The sequence below is a fragment of the Tistrella mobilis KA081020-065 genome, from assembly GCF_000264455.2.
Lineage (GTDB): Bacteria > Pseudomonadota > Alphaproteobacteria > Tistrellales > Tistrellaceae > Tistrella > Tistrella mobilis.
The window spans coordinates 559,499-585,917 of record NC_017966.1; the positions used below are offsets into that span (position 1 = coordinate 559,499).

Annotated in this window: 30 protein-coding genes and 1 pseudogene; 12 read left to right on the forward strand and 19 right to left on the reverse strand. The window is 68.2% G+C overall.

Features of this window, described 5'->3' with window-relative positions; translation table 11 throughout:
* Positions 1 to 93 precede the first annotated feature (93 nt).
* The 7 genes from TMO_RS23205 to TMO_RS23235 form a co-directional block, all read right to left on the reverse strand.
* On the reverse strand, positions 94 to 978 hold the full coding sequence (locus tag TMO_RS23205) for an ABC transporter permease (protein WP_014753251.1): 885 nt from the start codon (positions 976 to 978) through the stop codon (positions 94 to 96).
* A complete protein-coding gene (locus tag TMO_RS23210; RefSeq protein WP_014753252.1) occupies positions 978 to 1,931 on the reverse strand; it encodes an ABC transporter permease in 954 nt (317 codons plus the stop codon). Before TMO_RS23210 ends, TMO_RS23205 begins: the two co-directional genes overlap by 1 nt.
* An 82-nt stretch (positions 1,932 to 2,013) precedes the next feature.
* Positions 2,014 to 3,621 carry an ABC transporter substrate-binding protein gene (locus TMO_RS23215; RefSeq protein ID WP_014753253.1) on the reverse strand — a complete coding sequence of 536 codons (1,608 nt, stop codon included), beginning with the start codon at positions 3,619 to 3,621 and terminating at the stop codon, positions 2,014 to 2,016.
* Positions 3,622 to 3,713: 92 nt separating this feature from the next.
* A complete protein-coding gene (locus tag TMO_RS23220) occupies positions 3,714 to 4,730 on the reverse strand; it encodes an ABC transporter ATP-binding protein (protein ID WP_014753254.1) in 1,017 nt (338 codons plus the stop codon).
* Positions 4,727 to 5,722, reverse strand: a complete 996-nt coding sequence (locus TMO_RS23225) for an ABC transporter ATP-binding protein (RefSeq protein ID WP_014753255.1) — start codon at positions 5,720 to 5,722, stop codon at positions 4,727 to 4,729. Before TMO_RS23225 ends, TMO_RS23220 begins: the two co-directional genes overlap by 4 nt.
* Positions 5,719 to 7,473, reverse strand: a complete 1,755-nt coding sequence (locus tag TMO_RS23230; RefSeq protein ID WP_014753256.1) for a class I adenylate-forming enzyme family protein — start codon at positions 7,471 to 7,473, stop codon at positions 5,719 to 5,721. The genes TMO_RS23225 and TMO_RS23230 overlap by 4 nt, the downstream gene beginning before the upstream one ends.
* A 205-nt stretch (positions 7,474 to 7,678) precedes the next feature.
* Positions 7,679 to 8,440 carry a hypothetical protein gene (locus tag TMO_RS23235; RefSeq protein WP_014753257.1) on the reverse strand — a complete coding sequence of 254 codons (762 nt, stop codon included), beginning with the start codon at positions 8,438 to 8,440 and terminating at the stop codon, positions 7,679 to 7,681.
* A gap of 152 nt (positions 8,441 to 8,592) precedes the next feature.
* Here TMO_RS23235 and TMO_RS23240 point away from each other — a divergent pair, with 152 nt between their 5' ends.
* The 3 genes from TMO_RS23240 (at position 8,593) to TMO_RS31875 (ending at position 9,771) form a co-directional block, all read left to right on the forward strand.
* Positions 8,593 to 9,300: a B3/4 domain-containing protein gene (locus TMO_RS23240; protein WP_041607371.1), complete on the forward strand. Its 708-nt coding sequence runs from the start codon at positions 8,593 to 8,595 to the stop codon at positions 9,298 to 9,300.
* Between the two features lie 84 nt (positions 9,301 to 9,384).
* Positions 9,385 to 9,546, forward strand: a complete 162-nt coding sequence (locus TMO_RS31870) for a hypothetical protein (protein WP_187297863.1) — start codon at positions 9,385 to 9,387, stop codon at positions 9,544 to 9,546.
* A gap of 69 nt (positions 9,547 to 9,615) precedes the next feature.
* Positions 9,616 to 9,771, forward strand: coding sequence for a hypothetical protein (locus TMO_RS31875; protein WP_014753259.1), 156 nt, complete (start codon positions 9,616 to 9,618; stop codon positions 9,769 to 9,771).
* Positions 9,772 to 9,791: 20 nt separating this feature from the next.
* On the opposite strand, the gene TMO_RS23245 is transcribed toward TMO_RS31875, so the two are convergent.
* The 3 genes from TMO_RS23245 to TMO_RS23255 form a co-directional block, all read right to left on the reverse strand.
* Positions 9,792 to 10,127 carry a hypothetical protein gene (locus TMO_RS23245; RefSeq protein ID WP_014753260.1) on the reverse strand — a complete coding sequence of 112 codons (336 nt, stop codon included), beginning with the start codon at positions 10,125 to 10,127 and terminating at the stop codon, positions 9,792 to 9,794.
* Between the two features lie 43 nt (positions 10,128 to 10,170).
* Entirely contained in the window at positions 10,171 to 10,485 is a 315-nt protein-coding gene (locus TMO_RS23250) for a hypothetical protein (protein ID WP_014753261.1), read from the reverse strand.
* Positions 10,486 to 10,566: 81 nt separating this feature from the next.
* Positions 10,567 to 11,442 (reverse strand): phytanoyl-CoA dioxygenase family protein, encoded by an 876-nt coding sequence (locus TMO_RS23255; protein WP_014753262.1) that lies wholly within the window; start codon positions 11,440 to 11,442, stop codon positions 10,567 to 10,569.
* 99 nt (positions 11,443 to 11,541) lie between these two features.
* Between TMO_RS23255 and TMO_RS23260 the strand changes: the two genes are divergently transcribed.
* Positions 11,542 to 12,582 carry a helix-turn-helix domain-containing protein gene (locus TMO_RS23260; protein WP_014753263.1) on the forward strand — a complete coding sequence of 347 codons (1,041 nt, stop codon included), beginning with the start codon at positions 11,542 to 11,544 and terminating at the stop codon, positions 12,580 to 12,582.
* Between the two features lie 116 nt (positions 12,583 to 12,698).
* The gene (locus TMO_RS23265; RefSeq protein WP_014753264.1) at positions 12,699 to 13,478 is read left to right on the forward strand and encodes a DeoR/GlpR family DNA-binding transcription regulator; all 780 of its coding nucleotides are present in this window, start codon (positions 12,699 to 12,701) and stop codon (positions 13,476 to 13,478) included.
* An 18-nt stretch (positions 13,479 to 13,496) separates the two neighbouring features.
* Here TMO_RS23265 and TMO_RS23270 read toward each other — a convergent pair whose 3' ends face one another.
* The 3 genes from TMO_RS23270 to TMO_RS23280 form a co-directional block, all read right to left on the reverse strand.
* Positions 13,497 to 14,303, reverse strand: a complete 807-nt coding sequence (locus TMO_RS23270; protein WP_014753265.1) for a 2-keto-4-pentenoate hydratase — start codon at positions 14,301 to 14,303, stop codon at positions 13,497 to 13,499.
* 115 nt (positions 14,304 to 14,418) lie between these two features.
* Positions 14,419 to 15,519 carry an MFS transporter gene (locus TMO_RS23275; protein WP_081599069.1) on the reverse strand — a complete coding sequence of 367 codons (1,101 nt, stop codon included), beginning with the start codon at positions 15,517 to 15,519 and terminating at the stop codon, positions 14,419 to 14,421.
* A gap of 65 nt (positions 15,520 to 15,584) precedes the next feature.
* The gene (locus tag TMO_RS23280) at positions 15,585 to 16,037 is read right to left on the reverse strand and encodes a cyclophilin-like fold protein (protein ID WP_416069010.1); all 453 of its coding nucleotides are present in this window, start codon (positions 16,035 to 16,037) and stop codon (positions 15,585 to 15,587) included.
* Positions 16,038 to 16,211: 174 nt separating this feature from the next.
* Here TMO_RS23280 and TMO_RS23285 point away from each other — a divergent pair, with 174 nt between their 5' ends.
* Positions 16,212 to 17,105 carry a LysR family transcriptional regulator gene (locus TMO_RS23285; protein ID WP_014753268.1) on the forward strand — a complete coding sequence of 298 codons (894 nt, stop codon included), beginning with the start codon at positions 16,212 to 16,214 and terminating at the stop codon, positions 17,103 to 17,105.
* Positions 17,106 to 17,114: 9 nt separating this feature from the next.
* Here TMO_RS23285 and TMO_RS23290 read toward each other — a convergent pair whose 3' ends face one another.
* Entirely contained in the window at positions 17,115 to 17,618 is a 504-nt protein-coding gene (locus TMO_RS23290) for a winged helix-turn-helix transcriptional regulator (RefSeq protein WP_014753269.1), read from the reverse strand.
* A 110-nt stretch (positions 17,619 to 17,728) separates the two neighbouring features.
* Between TMO_RS23290 and TMO_RS23295 the strand changes: the two genes are divergently transcribed.
* Together TMO_RS23295 and TMO_RS23300 are read left to right on the forward strand one after the other, a co-directional pair.
* Positions 17,729 to 18,493, forward strand: a complete 765-nt coding sequence (locus tag TMO_RS23295) for an SDR family NAD(P)-dependent oxidoreductase (protein ID WP_014753270.1) — start codon at positions 17,729 to 17,731, stop codon at positions 18,491 to 18,493.
* A gap of 14 nt (positions 18,494 to 18,507) precedes the next feature.
* Entirely contained in the window at positions 18,508 to 19,116 is a 609-nt protein-coding gene (locus TMO_RS23300; RefSeq protein ID WP_014753271.1) for a 2-hydroxychromene-2-carboxylate isomerase, read from the forward strand.
* A gap of 7 nt (positions 19,117 to 19,123) precedes the next feature.
* Here TMO_RS23300 and TMO_RS23305 read toward each other — a convergent pair whose 3' ends face one another.
* The 4 genes from TMO_RS23305 to TMO_RS23320 form a co-directional block, all read right to left on the reverse strand.
* Positions 19,124 to 19,312 carry a hypothetical protein gene (locus TMO_RS23305; protein ID WP_014753272.1) on the reverse strand — a complete coding sequence of 63 codons (189 nt, stop codon included), beginning with the start codon at positions 19,310 to 19,312 and terminating at the stop codon, positions 19,124 to 19,126.
* Between the two features lie 82 nt (positions 19,313 to 19,394).
* Positions 19,395 to 20,375: a helix-turn-helix domain-containing protein gene (locus TMO_RS23310; protein WP_014753273.1), complete on the reverse strand. Its 981-nt coding sequence runs from the start codon at positions 20,373 to 20,375 to the stop codon at positions 19,395 to 19,397.
* A 35-nt stretch (positions 20,376 to 20,410) separates the two neighbouring features.
* Complete coding sequence (locus tag TMO_RS23315; RefSeq protein ID WP_014753274.1) at positions 20,411 to 20,740, reverse strand: nuclear transport factor 2 family protein; 330 nt, start codon at positions 20,738 to 20,740, stop codon at positions 20,411 to 20,413.
* Positions 20,737 to 21,210 (reverse strand): 2,4'-dihydroxyacetophenone dioxygenase family protein, encoded by a 474-nt coding sequence (locus TMO_RS23320; RefSeq protein ID WP_014753275.1) that lies wholly within the window; start codon positions 21,208 to 21,210, stop codon positions 20,737 to 20,739. The genes TMO_RS23315 and TMO_RS23320 overlap by 4 nt, the downstream gene beginning before the upstream one ends.
* Positions 21,211 to 21,455: 245 nt before the next feature.
* Between TMO_RS23320 and gloA the strand changes: the two genes are divergently transcribed.
* From gloA to TMO_RS23340, 4 genes are all read left to right on the forward strand, one after another.
* The gene (gloA, locus tag TMO_RS23325; RefSeq protein ID WP_014753276.1) at positions 21,456 to 21,980 is read left to right on the forward strand and encodes a lactoylglutathione lyase; all 525 of its coding nucleotides are present in this window, start codon (positions 21,456 to 21,458) and stop codon (positions 21,978 to 21,980) included.
* Positions 21,981 to 22,102: 122 nt separating this feature from the next.
* A complete protein-coding gene (locus TMO_RS23330) occupies positions 22,103 to 22,765 on the forward strand; it encodes a GntR family transcriptional regulator (protein WP_041607544.1) in 663 nt (220 codons plus the stop codon).
* 23 nt (positions 22,766 to 22,788) lie between these two features.
* Positions 22,789 to 23,724 carry a type I pantothenate kinase gene (gene coaA / locus TMO_RS23335; RefSeq protein ID WP_014753278.1) on the forward strand — a complete coding sequence of 312 codons (936 nt, stop codon included), beginning with the start codon at positions 22,789 to 22,791 and terminating at the stop codon, positions 23,722 to 23,724.
* A gap of 111 nt (positions 23,725 to 23,835) precedes the next feature.
* On the forward strand, positions 23,836 to 25,470 hold the full coding sequence (locus TMO_RS23340; protein WP_014753279.1) for a GMC family oxidoreductase: 1,635 nt from the start codon (positions 23,836 to 23,838) through the stop codon (positions 25,468 to 25,470).
* A gap of 14 nt (positions 25,471 to 25,484) precedes the next feature.
* Here the strand turns inward: TMO_RS23340 and TMO_RS23345 are convergent.
* Positions 25,485 to 26,392, reverse strand: a pseudogene (locus TMO_RS23345) (LysR family transcriptional regulator).
* Between the last annotated feature and the right edge of the window lie 27 nt (positions 26,393 to 26,419).

Sequence of the window (26,419 nt, forward strand, 5' to 3'; positions counted from 1 at the left end):
CCTCCCGCAGTTCCATGATCGGACACGCGAAAACGCTACCGGAAGCGGCAGGCCGCTTCCAGTGAGCGTTCCGGGAGGATGGCGCGGCCGCGATCAGCGGCCGCTGCGCGTGGTCGGGTCCAGCAACATGCGCACGCTGTCGCCCAGCCCGTTGAAGGCGAGCGCCGTCACCAGGATGGCGAGGCCCGGGGTGACCATCTGTTCGGGCGCAATCTCCATATAGAGATAGGCTTTGGCGAGCATCGAGCCCCAGCTGGCATCCGGCGCCTGAACGCCCAGCCCCAGGAAGGAGAGCGAGGCTTCAGCCAGCAGCGCACCGGCCAGAAGCAGGGTCACCTGCACCAGGATCGGCTGGATGGCGTTGGGCAGAATGTGGCGGGCCAGGATGCGCACCGGGCTTGCCCCGAAACAGCGGGCAGCATCGACGAACAATTCCTCTTTCACCACCAGCGCCCGCGCACGGGCCAGGCGCGCGATCAGCGGCGAGAACACGATGCCGACCGAGATCATGCCGTTGGTGAGGCCGACCCCCAGCGCGCCGGTGACGCCGATCGCAAGCACGATGGCCGGAAACGACAGCAGCGCGTCGATCACCCGGCTGACCACCTCGTCGACCCAGCCGCCGGCGAAGCCCGCAAGCAGGCCGATCGGCAGGCCGATCACCAGCGCGATCGAGACCGAGAGCACGCTGGCATACATGCTGGCCGAGGCGCCGTGGATCAGCCGGCTGAACACGTCGCGGCCCAGATCGTCGGTGCCGAGCCAGTTTTCGGCCGAAGGCGGCATCAGGATCAGGTCGAAATTCTGCTCGATCGGCGAATAGGGTGCCAGCTGGTCGGCGAAGATGCCGGTGAGCGCGATGATCGCCACCACCAGCAGGCTGAGCGCGCCACGCGGATCGCGCAGCATCCAGGCGAGCACGGGGTTGCGTCGGCGGGGCGCCGCCCCGGTGGCAGAAGGGGTTGCGGTCCGGCTCATCAGCGTACCCTCGGGTCGAAGACGACATAGAGCATGTCGATGATCAGGTTCAGCCCGACCACGAAGACGATCATGGTCAGCACCACCCCCTGCACCACCGGAAAATCGCGGGCGAGCGCCGCGTTGACGATCAGATTGCCCACACCCGGGATGGCGAACACCGTCTCGACCACGACGGTCGCCGCCAGCAGGCGGTTGGCCAGCAGGCCGATCACCGTCAGCAGGTTGACCGAAACGTTCTTGAGCCCGTGCTTCCAGAGCACCGCGCCGCCGGGCAGGCCCTTGGCATGGAGCGTGCGGACATATTGCGAGCCCAGAATATCGACCAGCGAGGTGCGCAGCTGGCGCGCCACCTCGGCGATGCCGCCGGCGGCAAGCGCGGTCGCAGGCAGGATCGCATGTTCCAGCGCCCGGATCGGATCATCCGAAAAGGCGACCGCCCCGGTCGCCGGCAGCCAGCCGAGCGAGAGGGCGAAGGTCGCGACCAGGATCATCGCCAGCCAGAAATTCGGAATGGCGATGCCGACCGAGGCCAGCCCCATCACCGCGCCGTCGATGATCGAATTGGGCCGGAGCGCCGCCAGGATGCCGAGCGGAATGCCGATCACCATCGAGATCAGCATCGCCAGCACCACGATCAGCAAGGTCAGCGGAAAGGTGCGGGAGAGCGAGGTCATCACCTCCTCGCCCGAAATCAGCGACCGGGCGAGGTCGCCATGAACCGCCCCCCACAGCCAGTCGAAATACTGAACCAGGAAGGGACGATCGAGACCGTAGAGTGCCCGGATTTCGGCAAGGCGTTGATCGCTGGCATTGTCGCCGGCCAGCGTCACCGCGATGTCGCCGGGGATCAGCTGGATCAGCCCGAACACCACGAAGGTCACGATCAGGATCACCGGCACCACCTGGATCAGGCGGCGGCGCACGGTGCGGATCGCGCGGCGGCTGGACATCGGATCGGAAGTCCTCGAACTGGGGAGGGAAGCCGGAAAGCGGACCGGGTGGAGCCTGGCTCCACCCGGCGACGGGCAGGCCTCAGGCCAGCGACACGTCGTAAAGCTTGGGCTTGTTCAGCAGGTTGGGCTTGTAGCCCTCCACCTTCTCACCCGCCACGTCCAGCGCCGACAGGAAGGCGAGCGGGCAGACCAGGGCGTTGTCGAGCACCAGCTTCTGGACCTTCGAGAAGGCCACCTTACGCGCCTCCTTGTCGGGCGAGGCACGGCTGGCGGCGATCGCCTGCACCAGCTCGTCGGGCACCGGGCCGCGGCCGCCATTGTAATAGGCGTCGGGCAGGTACATCAGCGAGAAGGTCAGGCTGGGATCGGGCCGGCCGGTCCAGGCCGAGACCAGGGCGTCGGTCTTCTTTTCGTTGCCGAAGAAGGCGGCCGAGGCCTCGGGAATGGTGCCGATCGAATAGCGCACCCGGATGCCGACCTGGCGCAGCTGCTCCATGATGAATTCCTGCCGCTGCACCGAACTCTGGTCGGGATAGCCACCCAGATGCAGATCCAGCCCGTCGGCATAGCCCGCCTCGGCGAGCAGCGCCTTGGCCTTCTCGGGATCATAGGGGTAGTAGCCGGCCAGCTCCCTGTCGAAGGCCCAATGGGCAGACGGCAGGTTGGTGATCGCCTTCTCGCCGATGCCGTTCATCGTCACCTTGACGAAAGCGTCTCGGTCGATGGCGTGGTTGATCGCCTGCCGGACGCGGAGATCGTCCAGTGGCTTGCGCGCCCAGTTGAAATAGATCTGGATGCAATAGAGCGTCGGGCCGGTAAAGGTGGTCAGCTTCGGCGCCCGCTTCGCGATCAGCCCCTGCTGGGGCGACAGGAAATAGACGAAGTGGTTCTGCCCGGCCATCACCGAGCGCAGCCCGGTGGAGAGTTCCGGAATGATCGCGAATTCGATGCCGTCGACCTTGGGCGTGCCCTTTTTCCAATAGCCCTCGTTGCGCTTCACCACCACCTTTTCGTTGTCGTTCCAGGCAACGAAGCTCCAGGCGCCGGTGCCGACGGGGTTGCGGTCATGGGCATCGCCCTTCTCCGTCACCGCCTTGGGCGAGCACATCATGCCGGCGCGGTCCGACAGGATCATCGGCAGGGCGGCATCGGGGTTCTTCAGCCGGATGGTGACCTGATGCGGCCCGCTCACCTCCACCGCCTCGACATTGATCAGGTCGGCCTTGATGTTGGAGCGCTGATCCCCGCGATTGCGGTCCAGGTTGAACTTCACCGCCTCGGCATTGAAATCGGTGCCGTCGTGGAATTTCACCCCCTCCTGCAGATCCATCACCAGGGTCTTGGGGTCGGGGAAGCTCCAGGCGCGCGCCAGGCCGGGCTTGGGGTCCAGGCTTTCATATTCCCATTCCACCAGTGTGTCGAAGACGGTGTAGAGGAAGGGATGGTCCTGGCCCGAGCCACCGGTCATCGGGTCCAGGCTCGACGGGTTGGCGGGCGCCGCCACCTTCAGCACGCCGCCCGCGGCCAGCGCCCGGCGGACATGGCCGGGCAGCATGCCCGATGCCGCGGCGCCGGCCGCACCGGCGCCCAGCAGCGACAGGAAACGGCGGCGGTCCATCGCGAAGGCCGGGCGGCCCCCGACGGTGACCGGCTCGCCCGCGGAGATGTTCAACGGATCCTTGGTCATTCTGGTCTTCCTCCCTGGTGGCCGCCGCCGGATCTTCTGTCGCGGTCGACCGTGCCGCCTGATGCGGTCATTCTGGTTGGGTCCGGTCTTCGTCAGCCGGGCGCCAGCTCCTCGGCGAAGTGGCAGGCGACGAAATGGTCGGGGGCGACGGGGCGCCAGTCGGGCACCCGCTCGGCGCAAGTCGCCTGCGCATGGGGGCAGCGGGTGCGGAAGCGGCAGCCCGAAGGCGGGTTCAGCGGCGACGGGATCTCACCCTCCAGCAGGATCCGGCGCTTCTGGCGCAGATGGGACGGCAGCGGCACCGGCTCGGCCGACATCAGCGCCCGGGTATAGGGGTGCATCGGCCGTTCGGCCACGGCCGCCACCGGCCCCAGCTCCATGAACCGGCCCAGATACATCACCGCCACCCGGTCGCTGATATGCGAGACCACGCCGATATCATGGGTGATGAAGACATAGGCGAGGCCGCGTTCGCGCTGGATCTCGGCGAAGAGGTTGAGCACGTCGCCGCGGATCGACACATCCAGCGCCGCCACCACCTCGTCGCAGACCACCAGTTTCGGGTTGAGCGTCAGCGAGCGGGCGATGTTGACCCGCTGTTTCTGGCCGCCCGACAGCTCGTGCGGATAGCGCCGCGCCTGTTCCGCGCTGATCCCCACCCGGTCGAGCAGGTCGAGTGCGCGGCCGGTCCGCGACGCGCGGTCCCCCTCCCCCACCACGTCCAGCGGCTCGCGGACGCTGTCGAGAATACTCATCCGCGGGTTCAGGGCCGCGTTCGGGTCCTGGAAGATGATCTGCAGCTCGCGGCGCTTGTGCCGCAGGCGGCGGCCCTTCAACCGGGCGATGTCGTCGCCCTCGTACAGGATCCGGCCGCCGGTCGGGTCGAGCAGGCGGACGATGGCGCGGCCGAGCGTCGACTTGCCCGATCCGCTTTCGCCGATCACGCCGAAGGTTTCGCCCGGGCGGACCTCGAAACTGATGCCGTCCACCGCCTTCAGGCTTTCGCCGTCGGCGGTGGTGAAGGTGACGCGCAGATCCTCGACCGACAGCATCGGCTGGTCTTCGGTCGTGGCGGCTGCCTGTCGAGGGGCGGGCTTCACGGTGATCATCCGACGGTGCCCTCCAGCTGGAGTTCCCCGGTGCGCCGGCAGCGGGCGCGGTGCCCCGGCTCGGGCTCACGCATGGCCTGTGCCGTGGTGCAGGCCTCCTCGGCATGGGGACAGCGGGGGCGGAAACGGCAACCCTCGGGCATTGCCATCAGGGGCGGCACCCGGCCGGGGATGGAGGGCAGCGGCGCGCCGCGCTCCACCAGCCGCGGCAGGGCGGAAAACAGCCCGGCGGTATAGGGGTGGCGGGGCCGGACCAGCGCGTCGTCGACGGTGGCATCCTCGACCACTTCGCCCGCATACATCGTCACCATCCGGGTGCAGGTCTCGGCGACCACCCCCAGATCATGGGTGATGAACAGTAGCGCCGTGCCGGTGGTTTCGCTGAGGTCGACCAGCAGATCGATGATCTGGGCCTGGATGGTGACATCCAGCGCCGTGGTCGGCTCGTCGGCGATCAACAATTTCGGGTTGCAGGCCAGCGCGATGGCGATCATCGCCCGCTGGCGCATGCCGCCCGACAGCTGGTGAGGATATTCCCCCGCCCGCCGCGCCGGCAGCGGGATCCCGACCCGCGCCAGCAGGTCGACCGCGCGTTCCTTCGCCTCGCGCCGCGACACCGCCTCATGCGCCAGAATGGTCTCGACGATCTGCTCGCCGATGGTGAAAACCGGGTCGAGCGCGCTCATCGGTTCCTGAAAGATCATGGCGATGCCGGCGCCGCGCACCCGGCGCAGCTCCCGCCCCGAGAGCTTCAGCAGGTCGCGGCCCTCGAAGCGGATCGCACCATCGATCCGGGCGAGGCCACGCGGCAGCAGCTGCATGATCGCAAGCCCGGTCAGCGTCTTGCCGCAGCCGCTTTCGCCCACGATACCGATCCGCTCGGCGGCCCCCACCTTGAACGAGACGTCACGGGTCGCCGAGACGATCCCGCCGCCGGTGCGCAGGTTGATCCCCACACGGTCCAGCTCCAGCAGCGGCGTCGCCGCCGTCATCGGCCCGTCTCCGCGGCCGCGCGCGCGGCGGCGAGTTCGGCCAGAAGGGATTGTTTCAGCTTGTACTTTTCGATCTTGTTGGTTGGCGTCACCGGCAGCGCCTCGACGAAGCGCACATGGCGCGGCGTCATGTAGCGCGGCATGACCGAGGCCGCGAAGCTGCGCAGCTCCGCCTCGGTCATGCTGCAGCCCTCGACCAGCTGGATGAAGACGGCGCAGTCCTCTTCCTCGCCTTCTTCCGCCGGGACCGGCAACGCGGCGGTGGCGCGGATGTCCGGATGGGTGTTCAGCAGATCCTCCACCTGGTAGGACGAGACGTTCTCGCCGCGCACCCGGAAGAAGCCGCCCATGCGGTCGATGAAGTAATAAACGTCGTCTTCGGTCCGCCGCACCGCATCGCCGGTGTGGAACCAGAGGTTCGAGAAGGTCTTGATGGTGGCGTCCGGCTTGTTGAAATAGCTCCTCAGCAGCAGATGCGGAAAGCGCGGCCGGAAGGCCAGCTGCCCGGCCTCATCCGGACCCAGCACGTTATCGTCTGCGTCCAGCACCGCGGCCTCCAGCAGCGGCGAGGGCCGACCCATGAAGCCCTTGGCCAGCGGTTCGGCGCCGTCCACCACCATGATCCCCCGCTGGCGGGCGATTTCCAGCACCGCCGCGCGGTCATGCCCGACCCGGAAGTCCGGGCGCTTGGCCTCGGCCTCGCCGAACTGGTCGATCAGGGCGACGAAGCCGTTGCCGCTTTCGGTCTGGCCGAAGCCTGCGGTCGAGAACGGGATGCCGAAACGCTGCGCCACCTCGTGATGGCGCGCCGGCAGCGGCTGCATATGCACCCGCATCATGGTGTTGTCGCGATCATCCGCCCGCGGCTCGGCGCTCATCAGCCAGGGCACCATCACGTCCAGCAGCACGGCGTTGCTCGCCCGGTGGGTGCGCACCCGGTCCCAGAACCTCGTCGGGCTGAACTTGTCCCAGAGCGACACGGCACAGCCGGTCCAGCAGGCCTTGGCGACCAGGAACATCGCCCCGCCGACATGATAGAGCGGCAGGTCGCAATAGATCGTGTCCTTCGCCGTCAGAAAGGCGCGGCTGTTGAAGGTGTACTGGTTGATCCAGCGGAAGGGCTGCACCACGCCCTTGGCCGGGCCGGTGGTGCCCGAGGTGTAGATGATGTTGGCGATATCGGCGGCCCCGCGGGTCACCGGCCGGTGGCGGCGCGGGGTACGCATCAGCTCGGCCAGGTCATGCAGGCCGGGCCGGGCCAGAAGCGCCGGCGGCAGCGCGGCTTTCGCCGGATCATGGTCGTGATCCGAGGGCAGCGGCCGGTGCACCACGATATTGGCCAGGCTCACCTCGTCCAGCACCGCCGCGACCGCCGGGGCCAGATCGGCATCGGTGATCAGCACCCGCGGTGCGGTGTCGTTCAGCTGATAGGCCAGCAGCCGGCCGGCATAGTTGAAATTGACCGGCGCATAAACGGCGCCCGCCTCCCAGACCGCGAACATGGCAAGGGTGGCGATCCAGGAATTGCGGGTGAAGACCGACACGCGGTCGTCGGGTTCCAGCCCCATCTCCTGCAGGGCGGCGGCAAGGGTCGCCACCTCGGCCTCGAAGGCGGCGAAACTGAGGTCGCGGCCCTCCTCGCCATAGCGGATGAAGGTTTGGTCAGGATGATGGCGCACGGCATCGCGGAAGCGGTCGGTGACCACATCCCCCTGCTGCACCATCATCGCGAACAGCGCCTGGGCGTTCACGGTGGCAGTCCTCCCGTCGCGGCCGTCTGTCGCGGCCTTGTATCGATCCGTCTGTTCCGGGTCTGCCGTCCGGCCGGGGATGACCGGCGGTCAGTTAGAACAAACGTTCGACCTAGGCTTGATTGTTGAGGAGATGGAGGGCTGCGTCAATAACGCGATCTGTATCACCACCGCGGTGGCTTCAATGCCATGGCATGCAGGCCGATCAGTCGGCGACATCCGCGACCCGATAACCCCGCCGGATTCCGGGCCGCCGGCAGGGCAGATTGTCCAGGGCGATGCAATCGTCCAGCATCTCGACCAGCCCGTCAGGGCAGACCCGCATTTCGACCTGATAGAGGGCGGCGGCATGCAGCAGGCAGCCGGCGATCATCCAGTCGCCGCCGGCGGTGCGGCCATGGACCGTCAGCGGCTTCAGCACCTGCGCCAGACGATCGCCCAGCGCGGGCGTCACGGCGGTGAAGGGCAGATCGGTCAGGCGCTCCACCACCAGGAAACCGCCATGATCGCCGCAGACCACGGCACAGAACCAGCGCAGATAGTCCATCACCTGTTCGGGCCCGTCGAGCAAAGGCGGATCGGCGGCATTCAGCGCATGAACAACGCGCGAGGTGCCGTCGACATGGCCCAGCCGGTCGGGCAGCATCCCCAGAAGCAGGGTCGCGAACCGGCCGTCGGGGCGGCGGACCAGCAATTCCGCCAGTTCCAGTCGGGCATGGAAGATCGGCCGGCACAGCCGGACATTCAGCAGGTCGGGAACCAGCGGTCCCAGCCCCGCGGCCAGCGCCGTGCGCATCACCCGGGCGGCGCAGGCCGGCAGTCGCGCCTGCCAGACGCCGATGCCGACCGGCGGCAGAGGCCAGGGTCGCGCCGGGTCGCAGGCAAGCCGGCCCGTGATCGCCTCGTCCGCAATTGCGGCTTCGGCGACCGGGTCACGCCGGATCAGCGGCTCGGCCGTCACGACCATGGGCCGGGATCTCCGTCAGGGGGCTCCGCTGCCATAGCGTGACACGACCGGCCACCGCATGCCACAGCTCTTGCGTGCGGGGACACGACGGCCGGGCGTCGCCGGGTTATGATATCCCCCGAAACCCAATCTCAGGTTTATGGATGTGCTGCATGCTTTCTGCGCCCATCACGCCCGTCATCGACCCCGCCATTCACGCCCTGCGTCCGGATTTCCGGGCCGTCAGCCTGACCGTCACCCTCGCAGGCCCGGCGGTGGCCGATGCGGATGCGATCGTGGCCGAAACCCTGGCCCGGGCCATCGGCCAGGTGCAGGCCGGCGGACCCGACTGGGCAGTGGCGCATCTCGACGACTGGCGTGCGGCCTTCCGGGCCTTCGGCGCCAAACCCGCCCGCACCCCGTCATCGGCGGAAGCCCTGCGCAAGCGCGTCATCCGTGACGGCGCCCTGCCACCGGCCGGGCTGGCGGTCGATCTCTATAACGCCGTCAGCCTGGCCTTCGCCATCCCCGTGGGCGGCGAGGATCTGGAGGCCTATCAGGGCGCCCCCCGCCTGATCCGCGCCACCGGCACCGAAGCCTTCGATGTGATGAAAGACGGCACGCCCGCGATCGAAACACCGGAGCCCGGCGAGGTGGTCTGGTGCGACGACGCCGGCGTCACCTGCCGGCGCTGGAACTGGCGCCAGGGGCTGCGCACCCGCCTGACCGCAGATTCGCGTCGGCTCTGGTTCATCCTGGAGGCCCTGGGCAGCATGCCCGACACCGCGCTGGCGGCGGCGGGCGCGGCATTGGCCGACGGCCTGATGCGTATCTGGCCCTCGTCAATAATCGTGCGGCATGACCTTGATCCGCGAAACTGAGATATGGCGCCAAATGCAGTGCCTGTTGTAGACTTATGCCAGGCGTTTTCGCCCTCAACTTTAAAGTACGACAGGCCACACGCCATGCAGCAGAATCACCCGGTCTCCGGCGCCGAGACATCCGACACCAACGCAATGCATCGCACCGTCTGGCAGCGCCCGCAGCTGCAGACCGACGACGTATCGTTGTCCACCATGTTCAATATAGCCACCAATGGCACCGACAGTGTTTACCAAATCTCCTGATGTCCGGCGTATCATAACCGGCAAGCCTGCCTCCCGACGCCGATCCTGCTACACGAAAGACATCATATCATGCAGCTGACCCACCCGGTCTCCGACACCACAAAAAGCCCGCGCCGTCTGGCCCGCGCGGTCTGGCGCCGCCCGCAGCTGATGATCGACGACACCGCGTCGTCAACGCACGCTTTCTCCGCGTTCACCGAGGACGGCGGCCTGCAGGTGTCCTGACGATCAGGCCCGTCCGTCGATCAGACCCGTCCGCCGGCTCCGCGGACGGGAACCTTCACATGGGCAACCGCCCGCCGCGGCGGCAGGAAGATCTGCGGAATGCGGATGCGCCGGCCGCCCGAGCCGTCATGATCATCGCCGGCCTGGAACCAGACCGCGAAGGCGACCTGAACGCTCCCCAGCGTCAGCCCCATGAAGAAGGTGAGCACCGCCGCCGCCAGCGGGCCGTCGGCATTGCCGCTCATCAACGTGCCCAGGCCCGAGACGTCGAACCAGAGCAGGGCGCCGACCACGGCGAAGGCGAGACCGAAGCCCACCAGGGCGTGCATGACGACAAAACGGACCAGCATGGGCATCGGACGGGCGCTCCCCTTCGGCGCGGTGACGCATCTTCCATGACTATGGCCCCGCCCTGGCGGGGGTCAAGATGCCGGAAGGTCGCAGGCGCGCGCGGTGCCCGCCGCCGCCATCCCCCGGTGCCCCGGCCAGCAGCCAGAGCGCGAAGGCGATCTGCACCACGGCGAGCGTCTGCCCCATCAACAGGGTGAAGACCGCCCCCGCAAGCAGCCCGCCCCGCACCTCCAGAACCAGCCCGCGCAGCCCCGAGACATCCCCGGCGAACAGTGCGGCAACAACGCCCAGCGCCAGCACATAGCCCGCCGCGGCATGGGCGATCAGAAACCGCGGCAGGCGCCCTTCGGCCATTCCATCCATGACAACAGCCTTCCGTCGGGGGCAGCCGGAAAACCCGGCGCCTTTCCCGACGCAACGCGGTGCTGCCCGGCGTGTTCCGCCTCAGACCTCCGCGGAGGGCCGATCCTCCAGCAGCCGTTTCGGGTGCATGCCGTCCACCATGCCCATGAAGGGCGCGTGGATCGAATAACCCAGCATCCGCCGGATGTGTTCGCTGCACTGCTTCACCACCGGAAGCGGCACCGACAGGCTGAAATTTTCCTGCTGGCGGCACCAGGGCGCGCAGTACTGGGCGGTGAGCGCCAGGCGCGCGCCGTCGCTGCGATTGGCACCGCCGCTGTGCCAGAGCGTGCCCAGAAACAGCACCACCGATCCCGCCGGCATCACCACGGGGACCGCCCCTTCCGCCTCTTCAGGCGTGGGCAGGCGGTTGCCCCAGCGATGGCTGCCGGGGATCACGCGCGTCGCACCGTTCAGCGGCGTGAAATCATCCAGCGCCATGATCGTCGCCGCCCCCAGCACCGGCCGCGGCCGGGGCAGGCTGTAGAAGCTGTCGTCGAAATGCAGCGCCTGCGCCTCTTCCCCGGGCAGGATGTCGATCACCTGCAGCTGCGAGAGCAGATAATTGGGCTCGAACACCCGGTCGAGCAGGGCCAGCACCAGCGGATGTTCGACCAGCGGGTTGCAGGCCAACGTCTTGGCGATCACGGCATAAAGCCTGCGGGTCTTCAGCCCCTCGAACGGGTTGCGGCCGCCGCGCGGCGCCATATGCGGCAGCACCGCCGCCCGCATCCGGGCCACCTCGCCGGGTGCGAACAGATTTTCCAGGATGACATAGCCGTCGCGCTCCAGCGCCGCCCAGGCATCCTCCACCCGCGCGAGCGGCGCCGTCTCCTGGCTGCCGGCGGTGGAGTGGTATTTGCGCGGGGAACCGGTGCTGGCATAGTCGTCGAGGCCGTCGAGCATCAGCGGGGCCATGGGCGGGTCTCCTCCTCCGGTTGCGACATCCATGCCGTCTTGGCCCTTAAGGATGATCCTGCCCGCCCTCGGGAACAATGACGCGGCGTCTCACACGACATGACCGAAAACCCGACCGTCCTTCGCCGTTGGATCACGCCCACCATCCCGGTCCGCTTCGCGCGGGAGCTGACCGACCGCCTGCCGCTGGCACCCGAAATCCTGCGCCGCATCCACCGGCGGGCCGGCATCGACCCGCGCCTGCTGGAGGCCGACGGGCCGCGCATCGCCCCCCTGGCCTATCGCCGGCTGCAACGCCTGGCGGTCGGCGCGGCGGGCGACGAGTTCCTGGGCCATCTGGCCCGACCGGTGCCCCCGGGCATGACGGCCGAACTGCTCAGGCTGATGGCGCATCTGCCCTCGACCGGCCATGCCATCGATGCCGCCGGACGCATGATCCGGGTTTTCGATGGCGCCCTGCCCTGGCGGATCGATCAGGCCGACGGTCCCGCCGGCCCGGTGCGACTGCAGCTGACGCCGCGCACCGCCGCCCAGGGTGATGCCCTGCTGATGCCGCATCTGATCCTGCTCGGGCTGATCCATGTCATCGGCTGGCTGGCGGGGGAGGCCCCGCCGCTGCGGCGGGTCATGCTGCCCGAGCGCTTTGCCGCCCTGGCCGCAGAGTCCACCTTTCTGTTCGGCCGGCCGGTGGAGCATGGCGCGACGCCCGGCGGGCTCGAATTCGCCCCGGGCAGCTTCGCCCTGCCGGTCACCGCCCGCCCCGACCGCGCCGGCGCCTTCACCCGCCGGCTGGTGGAGCTGATGACCGCCCCCACAGCCCCGGCCGGCACCGAAGCCGCCCTCCGCCACCTGCTGGCGGCCACCCGCCCCTTCGCCGGGCTCAGCGAGACGGTGGCGGCCCGGGCGCTCGGCATGTCGCGGGCGACGCTCGCGCGCCGGCTTGCATCTTCCGGCATGTCCTTTCGCGGGATCCGCGACGAGCTGCGCCGCGATCTGGCCTGCAGCCTGTTGAGGCGCACCGAACTTTCGCTCGCGGACATCGCCGACCGGCTCGACTTCTCGGAACCCAGCGCGTTCCAGCGCGCCTTCCGCCAGTGGACCGGCCAGCCTCCGGCGCGCTGGCGGCGGCTGAACCGCTGATGCACGATCGGCCAAGTTCGGCTTTTCGCACTTTCGTTCCTGGCTATATGATGACTGAAACGAAAGCCGGGGGCCCAAGGGACCGCCGGAAACCCGCAGTCGAGGACGCGCCGCCGATGTACCTGTCTCCCCGCCATGCCGAAATCGTCCAGCTTGCCAAGGACAAGGGCCGGATTCTGGTCGACGAACTGGCGACGCATTTCGGGGTGACGCCACAGACCATCCGCAAGGATCTGAACGACCTCTGCGAGCGCCGGCTGCTGACCCGCATCCATGGCGGCGCGCTGTTCCCGTCCGGCGTGCAGAACATGGAATACGAGGCGCGCAGCCTGATCGCGTCTGACGAGAAAACCGCGATCGGCCGCGCCGCCGCCCAGCTGATCGGCGACAACACCTCGCTGTTCATCAATATCGGCACCACCACCGAAGCGGTCGGCCGCGCGCTCACCGATCATGCCGGGCTGATGGTCATCACCAACAACATCAACGTCGCCAACCGGATGCGGATCTACCCCTCGATCGAGGTGATCATCGCGGGCGGCGTGGTCCGCGGCTCGGATGGCGGCGTGGTGGGCGAGGCGGCCGTCGATTTCATCCGCCAGTTCCGGGTCGATTTTGCCGTGATCGGCGTGTCGGCAATCGACAATGACGGCGCGCTGCTCGATTTCGATTTCCGCGAGGTGAAGGTGGCTCAGGCGATCATCGCCAATGCCCGTCATGTGATCCTGGTCGCCGATTCGACCAAGTTCGAACGGACCGCCCCGGTGCGCATCGGCCACCTGTCGCAGGTCAACACCTTCATCACCAACCGCTGCGACCTGCCCCAGATCCGACGGATCTGCGCCGATGCCAATGTCCGGCTGATCGAGACCGATGCACAGGCGAGCCTGATCTGACGTCAGACTGGTCGGGTCTCAGACAAAAGACACCGAGAGCTGGCCGAAGGCCCTCCAGTCCGCTGCGACACGGTCGCCCGGCTCGACCGCGATCGGTACTACGCAGGTGCCGGTGATCACCACCTGACCCGCCCTCAACGGCAGGCCCAGGGCCGAGACCTCGTTGGCAAGCCAGGTGAGCGCGAGGCGCGGATCGCCCAGCACATTGGCGCCCAGCCCGTCATGACGGCTGCGGATCCGGCCATCCGGACCGGTGACCACGGCCGAGGGCGTCTCGGCGGCGAGGTCGACCTCGCGCCAGGGCGCGGTCGTGGCCGGGCCCAGGATGAACAGGTTGGCGCAGGCATCATCGGCGATCAGCTGGGCCGCACCCACAGCGCAGAAATCCTCGTAGCGCGAATCCGGCAGCTCGATCGCCGGATGCAGGCTCGCCACCGCCGCCACCACCTCGTCGACGGTGAAAGGCTCGGGCCGCGGCGCCAGATCGCGGCCGAAGCGGAAGGCGAATTCCACCTCGGCCACACGCATCAGACTGGTGGCGAGCGGCACCACCACCCCATCGGGCAGCAGACGCTCTGCGAACAATCGGCCGGCCAGCGGACCGTCGACGCCGATATGGCGCTGACCGGCCAGGCTGGTGGCGGCGATCTTCCAGCCGATATGGGCAGCCGGATCGGCCACCAGCCGCGCCTGGATGGCATAGCCCTCGGCCCGGCTCTGTGGCTGCAGCGCAGCGGGCAGGCAGGCGAGCCGCGTGCCGGCATTCCAATGGTCGATCAGCAACCGGGCAGCGGCAGCATGTCCCGACATGGCGATCTGGTTCATCGGCGGATCCTCCCTGGTACGTTCTCATTTTGCGGAACTTAGGGAAGATCATGCCATGAGCCGTATCGGATACGTCATATGGAATGTGCAGCTGCCGGCCATGGCAGGCAGGTGATCAGCGCGCCCGCACGGCCAGCGCGGCCGCCAGGCCGAGCAGGCCGGCCGCGAAGATGAAGGTCGCGGCATGGCCGCCCGCATCGAACAGCACGCCGCCTGCAGCAGCCCCGACCGTGATGCCCGCCTGGATGATCGCGACCATCAGCCCGCCGCCGGCCTCGGCATCCTCTGGCAGGGTACGGGCAAGCCAGGTCCACCAGCCGACCGGGGCGGCGGTGCCGACCAGGCCCCAGAGGCCGAGCAGCGGCGCCACGATCCACAGCCGGTCACCCGCGACCGCAAGTCCGAGGGCGATCCCGCCCAGGATCAACGGCATGCCGATCAGGGCCGCGCCGAGGCTGCGGGTCAGCACCATTCCGATCAGGCTTGTGCCGATCAGCCCGGAGATGCCGATCACCAGCAGAAGCGCCGAGAGCGTATCGACATCCACCCGCGTCACGGCCTCCAGGAAAGGCCGCAGATAGGTGAACAGGGCGAACTGACCCATGAACAGGAACAGCACTGCCGCCATGCCCGAAGCGACCGGGCGCCGCTGGAAAAGACGAAAGGGGCTTCTGCCTGCCCGGCGACCGCCGGGCATGCGCGGCAGGCTGCATGCCTGCCAGACGAAGGCGATTGCGGCGAGCGGCACGATGCAGAAGAAGGCACCGCGCCAGCCGATCACCCCGCCCAGAAAGCTGCCGAGCGGTGCCGCGATCGTGGTGGCCAGCGCATTGCCGCCATTGAGCAGCGCCAGCGCCCGCGGCACGGCGTGATCCGGTACCAGCCGCATCACCACCGCGGTGGTCATCGACCAGAACCCGCCGATCACCACTCCGAGCAGTGCCCGGCCGGCCATCAGCACCGCTCCATCGGGTGCCGCGGCCACGATGATGCCCGAGATCAGCATCAGCCCGGTCAGGGCGAGCAGCACGGTCCGGCGATCGACACCACCGGCCAGACGGCTGATCGACAGGCTGGTGAGCACGGCAAAGACGCCCGACACGGCGATCGCCTGCCCGGCCCGGCCTTCGGTGATGGCCAGATCCGCCGCGATCGGGGTCAGCAGGCTGACCGGCATGAATTCCGAGGCGATCAGCACGAAGACGCACAGCGACATCGCGAACACGCCGCCCCATGCCGCGGCAGTGCGACCGCCCGACGCTGCGGATCGGATGTCCACCTTCACGGCACCCCCTGCACCGAGAGGGGAAAACTGCCGCGCGTCAGCAGCGGCCCGATGCCGCCATCCAGCCGGCCGAGACGGATCAGGCCCCGCGAATACCGGTAGCCTTTGTAGAAGAAAGCGAGATTGCCCCAGGGTGCGAAATAGCAGAGGTCGCCCGGCGCCTCGCCCGAAAACGTGCCGCTCCCGTCCTCTGTCAGCCGGCGCGGCAGGCGGGCGATCTTCTCGTTGGTGGAATAGTCCTCGATCGTCAGATCGAGCGGCAGCATCGACATCAGATCCCGCGCCGTCGGTGTATCGTCGAGGGTCGCCGTGAAGTCATGAGTGTCGAAGGTGAAACGCAGCTGCATGGTCGTGCCCCCGCCTGGAGTTGCGGCACGGAGCGGTACTGGCGTCATGGCAGCAGCCGCCGCCTGGAGCAGCAACCCGCGCCGTGTGATGGAGAGGCCCATGCCCCTGTCCTCCTGATCGCTCCGGATGGAAGGTCCTGAGGCTAGCAGCTGCCGCCCATGGTCATTAGCCGGTAGAATCCGCATCTTGTTATGAGGACAGTTCATGAATTGCCTGCAGCCCGACCTGCGCAGGCAATGCTATGAAGACCGGGACACCACCAGCGGGGGACATAGATGCCGCGCGACAATCTCAATGACCTGCAGGCTTTCCTGGCGGTCGCCCGCGAGCGCAGCTTCACCCGTGCCGCAGCGAAAGCCGGCGTCTCGCAATCGGCGTTGAGCCATACCATCCGGCAGCTGGAGGCCCGGCTGGGCGTGCGGCTGCTGACCCGCACCACCCGCGCCGTGTCCCTGACCGAGGCCGGGCAGCGCCTGCTCGACGGGCTGGGTCCCCATTTCGACGGTATCGAGGCCGAACTCGATGCGCTGAACGCGCTCCGCGACAAGCCTGCCGGCAACATCCGGATCGTCGCCTCGGATCACGCGCTCAACCATCTGCTCTGGCCGAAGCTGCGCCGGTTCCTGATCGAGCATCCGGACATCAAGGTCGAACTCGTGCTCGACAACGGCCTCACCGACATCGTCACCGAACGCTTCGATGCCGGGGTCCGGATGGGCGAACAGCTGGCCAAAGACATGATCTCGGCCCGGATCGGTCCGGATTTCCGCTTTGCCGTGGTCGGCGCACCCGGCTATTTCGAGACCCGTCCGGTGCCGCAACATCCGCGGGACCTTGTCGAGCATGTCTGCATCAATCAGCGCATGCCGACCTCGGGCGGGTTCTGGGTCTGGGATTTTGAGGAAGACGGTCGTGAGCTGAAGATCCGGGTCGACGGGCAGCTCGCCTTCAACAACATTTATAACGTCGTCGATGCGGCACTCGACGGCTTCGGTCTCGCCTATGCGCCGGAAGACATCATCCTGCCTCATGTCGAGGCGGGACGTCTCGTGCGCGTGCTGCAGGACTTCTCGCCCGACTGGGACGGCTACCACCTCTATTATCCAAGCCGCCGGCAGTCCTCTCCCGCCTTCGTCGCCCTGGTCGAGGCCCTGCGTCACCGGAGCTGACCGGCCGGATCAACCGGTCCGGCTGCGGCGCGGTGGCAGGGCCGCAGCGGCGGCGGCCTCGTCGCCGATGCCCGGCCCGGCGCGCACCTCCACCTCGCGGGCACGCAGTTCCTCGCCACAAGCCCTGCAGGTCAGCACCGGTTCGATGTCGTGGCCGCAATTGCGGTGACGATGCAGCATCGGCGGCCCGGCCTCGCCCGCATAGTGCTGATTACCCCAGTGCACGATGCTCATCACCACCGGATAGAGATCGAAGCCCTTGGGGGTGAGGCGGTATTCGTCGCGCGGCGGCCGGTCCTGATAGCGCACCCGCGCCAGCACGCCCTCATCCACCAGCAGCTTCAGCCGGTCGGCGATGATGGTGCGCGAAATGCCCAGCCGCTCCTGAAAGGCGTCAAAGCGGCGCACCCCCAGAAAGCAGTCCCTGAGCAGCATCAGGGTCCATCGGTCGCCGATCACCGCAACGGTGCGCGCCATGGAACAGGGCTGGTCTTTCAGATCATCGCGTTTCATGGCTGCAGTATTCCATTGACTCGATCCAGATTCAATACGAACTTCGTCCAGAAACTGGACTTACATAATCCCGGGCAATATGATGACCCGGTCGGGAGGAGGAACACGCCATGAGCCATCCAACGACGCAGGCCGAACCCGGCGGCACGCCCGGCGCCTGCCTGGTCATCGGCGCCGGCATCGGGGTCGGCGGGGCGATCGCCCGGGCGTTCGCCGCCCGCGGCCACGCGGTCTGCCTGACCCGCCGGCCGCGCAATCTGGACCAGGTGGAGGCGCTGGCCGAGGAGATCCGCGCCGAGGGCGGCCGCGCCCATGCCTATGGGGTCGATGCCCGGTCGGAAGACGAGATGGTCGCCCTCTTCGACCGGGTGGAGGCCGAGGTCGGGCCGCTGGAGGTGGTGGTCTTCAACATCGGCGCGAATGTCCGTTTCGACATCCGCGACACCACCGCCCGCGTCTTCACCAAGGTCTGGGAGATGGCCTGTTTCGCCGGCTTTCTGGCCGGGCGGGAGGCCGCGCGCGTGATGGTGCCGCGCGGCCGGGGCACCATCCTGTTCACCGGTGCCACCGCCAGCATCCGCGGTCGGGAAGGCTTCGCCGCTTTTGCCGCCGCCAAGCACGGCCTCAGGGCCGTGGCTCAGAGCATGGCGCGGGAGCTGGGGCCGCAGGGCATCCATGTCGCCCATATCGTGGTCGACGGCGCGATCGACGGCGCCTTCACCCGCTCCACCCGCGAGGATGTTCAGACGCTGCTGGACCAGGACCTGATCCTGAAGCCCGAGGACATCGCCGCCAATTATGTCTGGCTGCATAAGCAGCCCAAATCGGCCTGGACGCATGAACTGGATCTGCGCCCCTGGTCGGAAACCTGGTGAGGGAGACCAGACGCATGAGCAGCCGCACCGTCGACATGATCTATGATTTCGGCAGCCCCAACGCCTATCTGGCGCGCCGGGTGCTGAACCGGATAGCCGCCCGCACCGGCGCCACCATCAATGTCATTCCCTGCCTGCTGGGCGGCATCTTCAAGGCGACCGGCAATCAGGCGCCGATGCAGGCCTTCGCCGGCATCAAGGGCAAGAACGAGTACGAGGCGCTGGAACTGCGCCGTTTTGTAGCCAGGCACGGCTTCGATGCCTTCCGGATCAACCCGCATTTCCCGGTCATCACCCTGCTCGCCATGCGCGGCTTCATCGCCGCGAAGCGCATGGGGGTGGGCGACGCCTATCTCGATGCCGTCGAGGTCGCGATGTGGGAAACCGGCCGCAAGATGGACGACCCCGAGGTCTTCGTCGCCACGCTGAATGAAGCCGGCCTCGACGGAGCCGCCATCGCCGCCGCAACCCAGGACGCGGCGGTGAAGGCCGAACTCGCCGCCAACACCGAGGCGGCGGTCGCCCGCGGCGCCTTCGGCATCCCGACCTTCTATGTCGGCGACGAGATGTTCTTCGGCAAGGAACGGCTGGGTCAGGTGGAAGAGGAACTGGCGAAGGGGTGAGCCTCCGTCAGCGCCGGTTCCGGGCGATCACCTCTGTGGCCGTCAATGGCTGGCAGGCCATGTTTGGGGCGGCGAAGGCTTCGGTCAGCGCCGCCTTCAGACGGTCGAAAGCCCCCTTCTCATCCCCGGCCCGCTTCTCCTCCCCCGTCTTTGGCGGTTGATCGACGTCTGTGGTCCGCCCGTTGATCCGGGACATGGCGAAACTCCTCGGCCGGTCCGCATCAATTCATGGTGCAGGTGACGCGGATGATATCGCCTCTTCATCCGCCTTTCACCTGTCACTTGGCTCGCCCCTGCCGGAACGCCTGCGGCGACAGGCCATAGGCGTCGCGGAAGCGGCGGCCGAAATGGCCGGCGTTCTGGAAACCCCACGAGAAGGCGATGTCGGTGATGGTGCGTCCCGCCATCACCGGATTGGCCAGATCGCGGCGGCAGCGGTCCAGCCGGGCCGCGATCAGATGGCCACGGACGGTGGTGCCGTCGCCGGCGAACAGGGCATGGAGATGGCGAAGCGAGATGCCGGCCGCGGCCGCGATCCCGGCCGGATCCAGATCGGGATCGTCGAGCCGGGCCGCGATCAATGCCTTCACCCGGCGGAGCTGCGCCGCCCGCAACCCGTCGGTGCGGCGCGGGGTCTCGGCACCCAGGCCTGCGACCAGCACGCCCAGCATCGCCTCGCCCAGCGCCTCACCATCGGGCAGGTTCTGCTCCAGCAGCCCGCCGGCCATGGCGCCCACAGCGCCGGAGACCATCGCCGCCCCCGCCGTGCCTGCCGCCATGCGGCCGGTCGCCGCCTGCCAGCTGCCCGGCAGCCAGTGGCGGAGCCGGGAAAGCGGCAGCACCACCGACCGCTTGTGCAGACGTTCCGTCACCTCGAAGCTCATCGGCCGGGTGGTGGTCCAGACCAGCACGTCGCCGGGGCCGAGGGCGATACGCGCCTCGCCGATCGAGAACTGCTCACGACCGCCGAGAACCAGCTGGATGACGACAAGCTCGCGGCCATCACGCGCAGGCCCCGGCCGGCGGCGGCTGCCGGCACAGGGGTCGCAGATACAGTCGACGACCGTCACCGGGCCGACGGTCCGCTGACGCAGCCGCGCGTCGAAGCCCGGCATCGGCCGGCCGGTGGCCGCCCAGCCGTCATAGACGGCTTCGAGCGTGGTGCGCCAGACCTCCGGGCGGAGGTCCGGCGGGTGGTCGGCGGCGCGCCAGGATGCGCCGCCCGGCGCGGTGGACAGGGGTGTGGTGGACAGGGGCATGGGCGACTGGCCTCCCCGCCTCGCTGGCGGATATGTCAGCCGTGGAAGGGGGTGAACGTCTGAACCAGGATCCGATCGTCGCGGACCAGCAGCGTGTCGGTCGCCCGCGTGACGAAGGGCGCCGCCGACCAGACCAGATAGGCGACCTCCCCCGCCACCTGACGTGTCTCGACCCGGAAGGCCGCCCAGAATTCGGGCGTGGCCTCCGCAAGGAAGCCGGCAAAGAACTGCCGGATCTCCTCGGTCCCATGATGCACTGCATCCGGGGTGATCACCACTGCCGCCGCATCGTAGTCGGCCAGAACCGCATCCAGGCCCTGTGCGAAGGCGCCGAGATGGCGGTCGAACACGGCGGCCGTGCTCATGACTGCGCCGAAAGGAAGGCGGTCCAGGCCCCCTGGGCCTCGGCCCAGCCGATATTGGCGATCACCGTGCCGTCCGGCTGAATGAAGGCGAGCGGGCCGAGGAACGTCATATAGAACACGCTGTCGACCGGGAAGAAGGTGCGGTCGTGGCGGGCACCCGAGGATTCGAAGCCATAGCCCGGCGCAACCGCGGTGTCGCCGCCGGCATCCCGGCCGCCGCGCACGTCCATGCGGCCATGGGTCAGGAAATACTCGCCCGGCCCGGTATGGATATGGGCCGCAAAGGACGATCCGGCCGGGCAGGTGAAAATCGCGGTCCAGCCGCCGCTTTCGGGGGAAACATGCAGCAGCTTCCAGGTGATGCCGCCGTCGGAGAAGGCATCGGGGAACGGTGCCCAGGGCCCGTCGTCGATCTGGACATATTCCTCGGGCGTCTGCGGCTTGGCGATATGGCTCGTCGACATCAGCATGATCGTCCTCCCAGGTCTCCGTTGAACGCCCCGTCTGCGGGGCCGCCTCTTGCGGGCCTGATCAGTCTGGCAGGGGGATCGGGCCGCCGCTCGCCTGCGGGTGCACGTCGTCGGGTCTCTCAGCGCGCAGCGTCGCCGCGCGCCACCTCGACAGGCGACAGGCACGCCGCCTGCCGCTAGGCTCTGCCCCGATGCCCACCCCTGGGGCCGGCTGCCATCGGCCCCCGCCACTCAAGGAGACGGTCATGACCGGAACCGCCGCCGCCGATCCGGCCACCCGCGATTTCATCCTCAGCCAGACCATGCTCCGGATCCGCGATCCGGAACGGTCGGTCGCCTTCTATCGCGACGTGCTGGGCATGCGCCTGCTCAGGCGCTTCGACTTCCCCGAGATGAAGTTCTCGCTCTACTTCATGGGCTATGTCGACGCCTCGGACGAGCCACAGCCCGAGACCCCGGCCGAGGCCGCCGCCTGGGTGTTCCGCCGCAAGGGCGCGCTGGAGCTGACCCACAACTGGGGGACGGAAAGCGACGAGGCCTTTGCCGGATATCACAACGGCAACAGCGATCCGCGCGGCTTCGGCCATATCGGCATCACCGTGCCCGATGTCTATGCCGCCTGCGCGCGCTTCGAGGAGTTGGGCGTCGATTTCGTCAAGCGGCCCGATGATGGCAAGATGAAGGGGCTGGCCTTCATCCGCGACCCCGACGGCTACTGGATCGAGATCCTGTCGGCGGAGGGCCTTGCCGGGCTGGTGACCGGCGGCTGATCCCGATCAGGCCGGATCCGGACCGGCGGTTCGGCGGTTGCCGTGGATTTCGTATACCAAGTACAATCCTCCGGCCCCGCCCTTCCGCCGCTCCGGACCCCAGCCTCATGACAGCCGGCCTCATGACCCAGATCAGCGACATCCCGCGCCTCGGCGAACAGCATCTGCCGCTGCATGAACGCGTACGTGCCGAGATCCGAAAGGCGATCCTGACCGGGGAGCTGAAACCCGGGGACCGGCTGGTGGAAGACCGCCTGGCGGAGGTCTACGGTGTGTCGCGCAACCCGGTGCGCGAGGCGATCCGCGGGCTCGCCACCGAAGGGCTGGTGGAAGTGCTGCCCCGCCGCGGTGCCTTCGTCGCCCGCATGGCGCCCGACGAGGCACGCGAAACCATCGAGGTCCGCGCCCTGCTGGAAGGCCAGACAGCCCGCCTCGCCGCCCGCCGCCGCGACCCCGGCATGGTTCATCGCGCCCGCGACATCCTGGCGCGCGGTGATGCGGCCATGGCCGAGGGGCGGGACGATCTGCTTGCCGGCCTCAACATCGACTTCCACAGGGCCCTGGCCGAAGCCGGCCGCAACAGCGTGCTGTCGGACCTGATGATCGGCCTGCGCGACCGTACCGCCGCGCTCTTCGCCGACGACACCCCCGCCCGCCGCCGGGCGGCCTGGGCCGATCATGCCGCCATCCTGGAAGCCGTGATCGCCGGCGACGAAGATCTGGCTGCCCAGCGCGCCACCGCCCATGTGCTCAGGGCCGGTGAGGCCTTCCTGGGCGAGGGCTGAGGCGCGGTGATGGAGAAGACATGATGCAGGATATTGCCGGCGCGCTGCCGGGCTATGAGAGCTTCGACCGCGGCACCTGGGCGGCGCTGCGCTCCAACACGCCGCTCACCCTGTCGGAAGCCGAGCTGGCGGGCCTCCGCGGGCTGCAGGATCCCATCGGGCTCGCCGACGTGTCGGAGGTCTATCTGCCGCTCTCCCGGCTGCTGAACCTGCATGTCGGCGCCGCACGGGGCCTTGCGCGGGTGCGCGACGCCTTCCTTGGCCGCCCCGCCGGGCGGCCCCCCTATGTGGTGGCGCTGGTCGGCAGCGTCGCGGTCGGCAAGAGCACCTTCGCCCGGGTTCTGCGTGCCCTGCTCGCCCGTTGGCCCGATCATCCCCGCGTCGACCTGGTCACCACCGACGGCTTCCTGCACCCGACCGCGGTGCTCAAGGCCCGCGGGCTGATGACGCGCAAGGGCTTCCCCGAAAGCTATGATACCGCGGCGATGATCCGCTTCCTGGCCGCGGTGAAAGCGGGGGCGGAAGAGGTTGCGGCCCCGGTCTATTCCCACCTCTCCTACGACATCGTGCCCGGCGAGTTCCAGATGGTCCAGCGGCCCGACATCCTGATTCTGGAGGGGCTGAACCTGCTGCAGGTGGATGGCAATGCCCCGGCGGTGGTGTCGGATTTCTGCGATATCGCGCTCTATCTGGACGCCGACGAGGCCGATGTCGCGCGCTGGTATGTCGACCGCTTCCTGCTGCTGCAGAAGACCGCCTTTGGCAACCCGGCCTCGTATTTCCACCACTATGCCGATCTGCCCCATGATGAGGCGGTCGAGGTCGCCCGCGGCATCTGGACCGGCATCAATCGGGTGAACCTGCACGAGAACATCCTGCCCACCCGCATGCGCGCCGACGTCATCCTGCACAAGGACGCAACCCATGCGATCGATCGTGTGCTGCTGAAATCGATCTGACCCGCCCCCGGACCGCATCAACCATCTGGACATAAGGGCGGGACCGGCGTTCAATTTCCTCAACCAAGACGCACCGGCACGCATCGGTGCGACCGGGGGAGGAAAAGGGCGATGGTATTCGATTATGTGATCGTGGGCGGCGGATCGGCAGGGTCCGTGCTCGCCCGACGGCTGACGGACGACCCGTCGGTCAGCGTCTGCCTGATCGAGGCGGGCGGCGAGGGCCGCGACCGGCTGATCCGCACGCCGGCCGGCGTGGTGGCGATGCTGCCGGGGCGGCCGAAGATCAACAACTGGGCCTATGAGACGGTGCCGCAGCCGGGCCTGGACGGCCGGCGCGGCTATCAGCCACGCGGCAAGGCGCTGGGCGGGTCGAGCGCGATCAACGCCATGCTCTATGTCCGCGGCCATCCGTCGGATTATGACGGCTGGGCAGCGGCAGGCTGTCCGGGCTGGTCGTGGGATGAGGTTCTGCCCTGGTTTCGCAAGGCCGAGGCCAACCAGCGCGGCGCGGATGATCTGCATGGGGCCGACGGGCCTCTTCAGGTCTCGGACCAGCCCTCGCCGCGCCCGGTCTCGCGGGCCTTCATAAAAGCTGCGGCCGAATGCCAGTTCCCCGTGAACGAGGATTTCAATGGCCCGCGCCAGGAGGGCGTCGGGCTCTACCAGGTCACTCAGTTCCACAGCGGCCCGGCGAAGGGTGAGCGCTGCTCGGCAGCGGCGGCCTATCTGCATCCGGTGATGGCGGCGCGCCCGAACCTGCACGTCATGACCCGCACCCATGCCACGCGCATCCTGATCGAGGACGGCCGCGCCACCGGCATCGCCTGGCGCCGCGGCCGGGAGACAGGTGAGGTGCGCGCACGTGCCGAGGTGATCCTCTCGGGCGGCGCCTTCAACTCGCCCCAGCTGCTGATGCTCTCAGGGATAGGGCCTGCGGCCGAGCTGTCGGCGCTCGGCATCCCGGTGGTGGCCGACCGTCCCGGCGTGGGCCGTAATCTTCAGGACCATCCCGACTTCATCCTGGGCTGGTCGTCGACCGACAGCGACATGTTCGGCATCGGCATGGCCGGCACCGGCAGACTGTTTCGGGCCTGGCGGGAGTGGCAGCGCAACCGCACCGGCATGCTCACCACCCCCTTCGCCGAGGGCGGTGCCTTTCTCAAAACCGATCCCGCGCTCGACCGGCCCGACATTCAGCTGCATTTCGTGATTTCGATCGTCGACGACCACGCCCGCAAACTGCATGCCGGCTATGGCTTCAGCTGCCATGTCTGCGTGCTGCGGCCGAAATCCCGCGGCAGTGTGCGCCTGGCCTCGGCCGATCCGCTGGCCGCGCCCGCGATCGACCCGGCCTTCTTCGCCGATCCGGACGATCTGGCGGTGATGCTGAAGGGCACGCGCATCACCCGGCGGATCCTCTCGGCACCGGCACTTGCCCCCTATCGGGCGCGCGAACTCTATCTCTCGGGCGAACCCGACGACGACACCCTGACCAGCCACATCCGTGCCCGCGCCGACACCATCTACCATCCCGTCGGCACCTGCCGGATGGGCAATGACGAAGGCGCGGTGGTGACGCCGGATCTGCGGCTCTGCGGGGTGGATGGCCTGAGGGTGGTGGACGCTTCCGTGATGCCCTGCCTGCCGGGCGGCAATACCAACGCCCCCACCATCATGATCGCCGAACGGGCGGCATCGATGATCCTTGCCGCCCGTAGCACCGGCGCGAAGGCGGCCGCCTGAGGCAAGGACCGGCCTCAGACGCCGAGCTGTCGTTTCAGGGCCTGGCGGAATGCCGCGGCGGCCGGGCCGAAGGGTTCATCGATCCGATGGGCCAGATAGGCCTCCGCGGCAAGCTGGCTGTCACGGCCGAGCGCTCTGGTCGCGAGGCGCACGAGACGCCCCTCCGCCAGATCCCGCGCCACCTGCCAATGGGGCAGTCGCCCCCAGCCGAGGCCGGCCAGGATCATCGCATGCTTCGCGTCCTGGCCGGTGACGCGGCAGGTTTGCGGGGAGAGAACGCCGAACATGCGGTCGCCGGTGACCGGCGTGGGGTCGGACAGGACGATCTGCAGGTGATCAGCCAGATCCGCAAGGCCGATGGACCCGCCCGATTGGCGCAGCGCCAACGGATGCCCGGCCGAGACGACGGCGACCTGGTCGACGGACGAGATCGCCTCGAACGCAATCCGCGGGTCGCGGAAATCCTCACCCACCACGATCGCGAGCGCACTGCGCTTTTCGATCAGCGATGTCATCGGTCCGCCAAGCGGCTCGACGGCCAGACGGATGGAGACCGTCGGATATGCGGCACGCATCGCCGCCAGGGCCGCCCCACCGCGTCGATCGGGAACAGGGTGTCGACGGTCAGTGACAGCTCAAGCTCGACCCCCTCTCCCAGGCCGCGGGCTCTGGCCTTCAGGGCGTCGATCCTGAGAAGAATGTCGCGCGCATTCGAGAGCAGAGCCTGCCCTTCAGCCGTCAGCACCGGCCGGTGACCGGTCCGATCGAAGAGGGTCAGCCCCAGCTCGGCTTCCAGATTGGCAATGGCATGGCTGACGGCGGACTGGACCCGCGACAGGCGGGCGGCCCCGGCCCGAAAGCTGCCGCTTTCCGCCACGGTCACGAAAACCCGCAGCTGATCCAGTGTCAGCACATCCAGCATGATCTATCCGATCGATCGAACCTATCA

Excerpts from the sequence above, each read along its gene's own strand:
- TMO_RS31875 (WP_014753259.1), top strand. The coding sequence starts at position 9,616 with ATGCAGCTGACCCACCCGGTCTCCGACACCACAAAAAGCCCGCGCCGT.
- TMO_RS23255 (WP_014753262.1), bottom strand. The coding sequence starts at position 11,442 with ATGGCCCCGCTGATGCTCGACGGCCTCGACGACTATGCCAGCACCGGT.
- TMO_RS23285 (WP_014753268.1), top strand. The coding sequence starts at position 16,212 with ATGCCGCGCGACAATCTCAATGACCTGCAGGCTTTCCTGGCGGTCGCC.
- TMO_RS23275 (WP_081599069.1), bottom strand. The coding sequence starts at position 15,519 with ATGTCGCTGTGCGTCTTCGTGCTGATCGCCTCGGAATTCATGCCGGTC.
- TMO_RS23330 (WP_041607544.1), top strand. The coding sequence starts at position 22,103 with ATGACCCAGATCAGCGACATCCCGCGCCTCGGCGAACAGCATCTGCCG.
- TMO_RS23220 (WP_014753254.1), bottom strand. The coding sequence starts at position 4,730 with ATGATCACCGTGAAGCCCGCCCCTCGACAGGCAGCCGCCACGACCGAA.
- TMO_RS23280 (WP_416069010.1), bottom strand. The coding sequence starts at position 16,037 with ATGGGCCTCTCCATCACACGGCGCGGGTTGCTGCTCCAGGCGGCGGCT.
- TMO_RS23315 (WP_014753274.1), bottom strand. The coding sequence starts at position 20,740 with ATGAGCACGGCCGCCGTGTTCGACCGCCATCTCGGCGCCTTCGCACAG.
- TMO_RS23340 (WP_014753279.1), top strand. The coding sequence starts at position 23,836 with ATGGTATTCGATTATGTGATCGTGGGCGGCGGATCGGCAGGGTCCGTG.
- TMO_RS23295 (WP_014753270.1), top strand. The coding sequence starts at position 17,729 with ATGAGCCATCCAACGACGCAGGCCGAACCCGGCGGCACGCCCGGCGCC.
- TMO_RS23205 (WP_014753251.1), bottom strand. The coding sequence starts at position 978 with ATGAGCCGGACCGCAACCCCTTCTGCCACCGGGGCGGCGCCCCGCCGA.
- TMO_RS23290 (WP_014753269.1), bottom strand. The coding sequence starts at position 17,618 with ATGAAACGCGATGATCTGAAAGACCAGCCCTGTTCCATGGCGCGCACC.
- TMO_RS23305 (WP_014753272.1), bottom strand. The coding sequence starts at position 19,312 with ATGTCCCGGATCAACGGGCGGACCACAGACGTCGATCAACCGCCAAAG.
- TMO_RS23240 (WP_041607371.1), top strand. The coding sequence starts at position 8,593 with ATGCTTTCTGCGCCCATCACGCCCGTCATCGACCCCGCCATTCACGCC.
- TMO_RS23265 (WP_014753264.1), top strand. The coding sequence starts at position 12,699 with ATGTACCTGTCTCCCCGCCATGCCGAAATCGTCCAGCTTGCCAAGGAC.
- TMO_RS23320 (WP_014753275.1), bottom strand. The coding sequence starts at position 21,210 with ATGCTGATGTCGACGAGCCATATCGCCAAGCCGCAGACGCCCGAGGAA.
- coaA (WP_014753278.1), top strand. The coding sequence starts at position 22,789 with ATGCAGGATATTGCCGGCGCGCTGCCGGGCTATGAGAGCTTCGACCGC.
- TMO_RS23250 (WP_014753261.1), bottom strand. The coding sequence starts at position 10,485 with ATGGATGGAATGGCCGAAGGGCGCCTGCCGCGGTTTCTGATCGCCCAT.
- TMO_RS31870 (WP_187297863.1), top strand. The coding sequence starts at position 9,385 with ATGCAGCAGAATCACCCGGTCTCCGGCGCCGAGACATCCGACACCAAC.
- TMO_RS23300 (WP_014753271.1), top strand. The coding sequence starts at position 18,508 with ATGAGCAGCCGCACCGTCGACATGATCTATGATTTCGGCAGCCCCAAC.
- TMO_RS23235 (WP_014753257.1), bottom strand. The coding sequence starts at position 8,440 with ATGGTCGTGACGGCCGAGCCGCTGATCCGGCGTGACCCGGTCGCCGAA.
- TMO_RS23210 (WP_014753252.1), bottom strand. The coding sequence starts at position 1,931 with ATGTCCAGCCGCCGCGCGATCCGCACCGTGCGCCGCCGCCTGATCCAG.
- TMO_RS23245 (WP_014753260.1), bottom strand. The coding sequence starts at position 10,127 with ATGCCCATGCTGGTCCGTTTTGTCGTCATGCACGCCCTGGTGGGCTTC.
- TMO_RS23215 (WP_014753253.1), bottom strand. The coding sequence starts at position 3,621 with ATGACCAAGGATCCGTTGAACATCTCCGCGGGCGAGCCGGTCACCGTC.
- TMO_RS23260 (WP_014753263.1), top strand. The coding sequence starts at position 11,542 with ATGACCGAAAACCCGACCGTCCTTCGCCGTTGGATCACGCCCACCATC.
- gloA (WP_014753276.1), top strand. The coding sequence starts at position 21,456 with ATGACCGGAACCGCCGCCGCCGATCCGGCCACCCGCGATTTCATCCTC.
- TMO_RS23270 (WP_014753265.1), bottom strand. The coding sequence starts at position 14,303 with ATGAACCAGATCGCCATGTCGGGACATGCTGCCGCTGCCCGGTTGCTG.
- TMO_RS23310 (WP_014753273.1), bottom strand. The coding sequence starts at position 20,375 with ATGCCCCTGTCCACCACACCCCTGTCCACCGCGCCGGGCGGCGCATCC.
- TMO_RS23225 (WP_014753255.1), bottom strand. The coding sequence starts at position 5,722 with ATGACGGCGGCGACGCCGCTGCTGGAGCTGGACCGTGTGGGGATCAAC.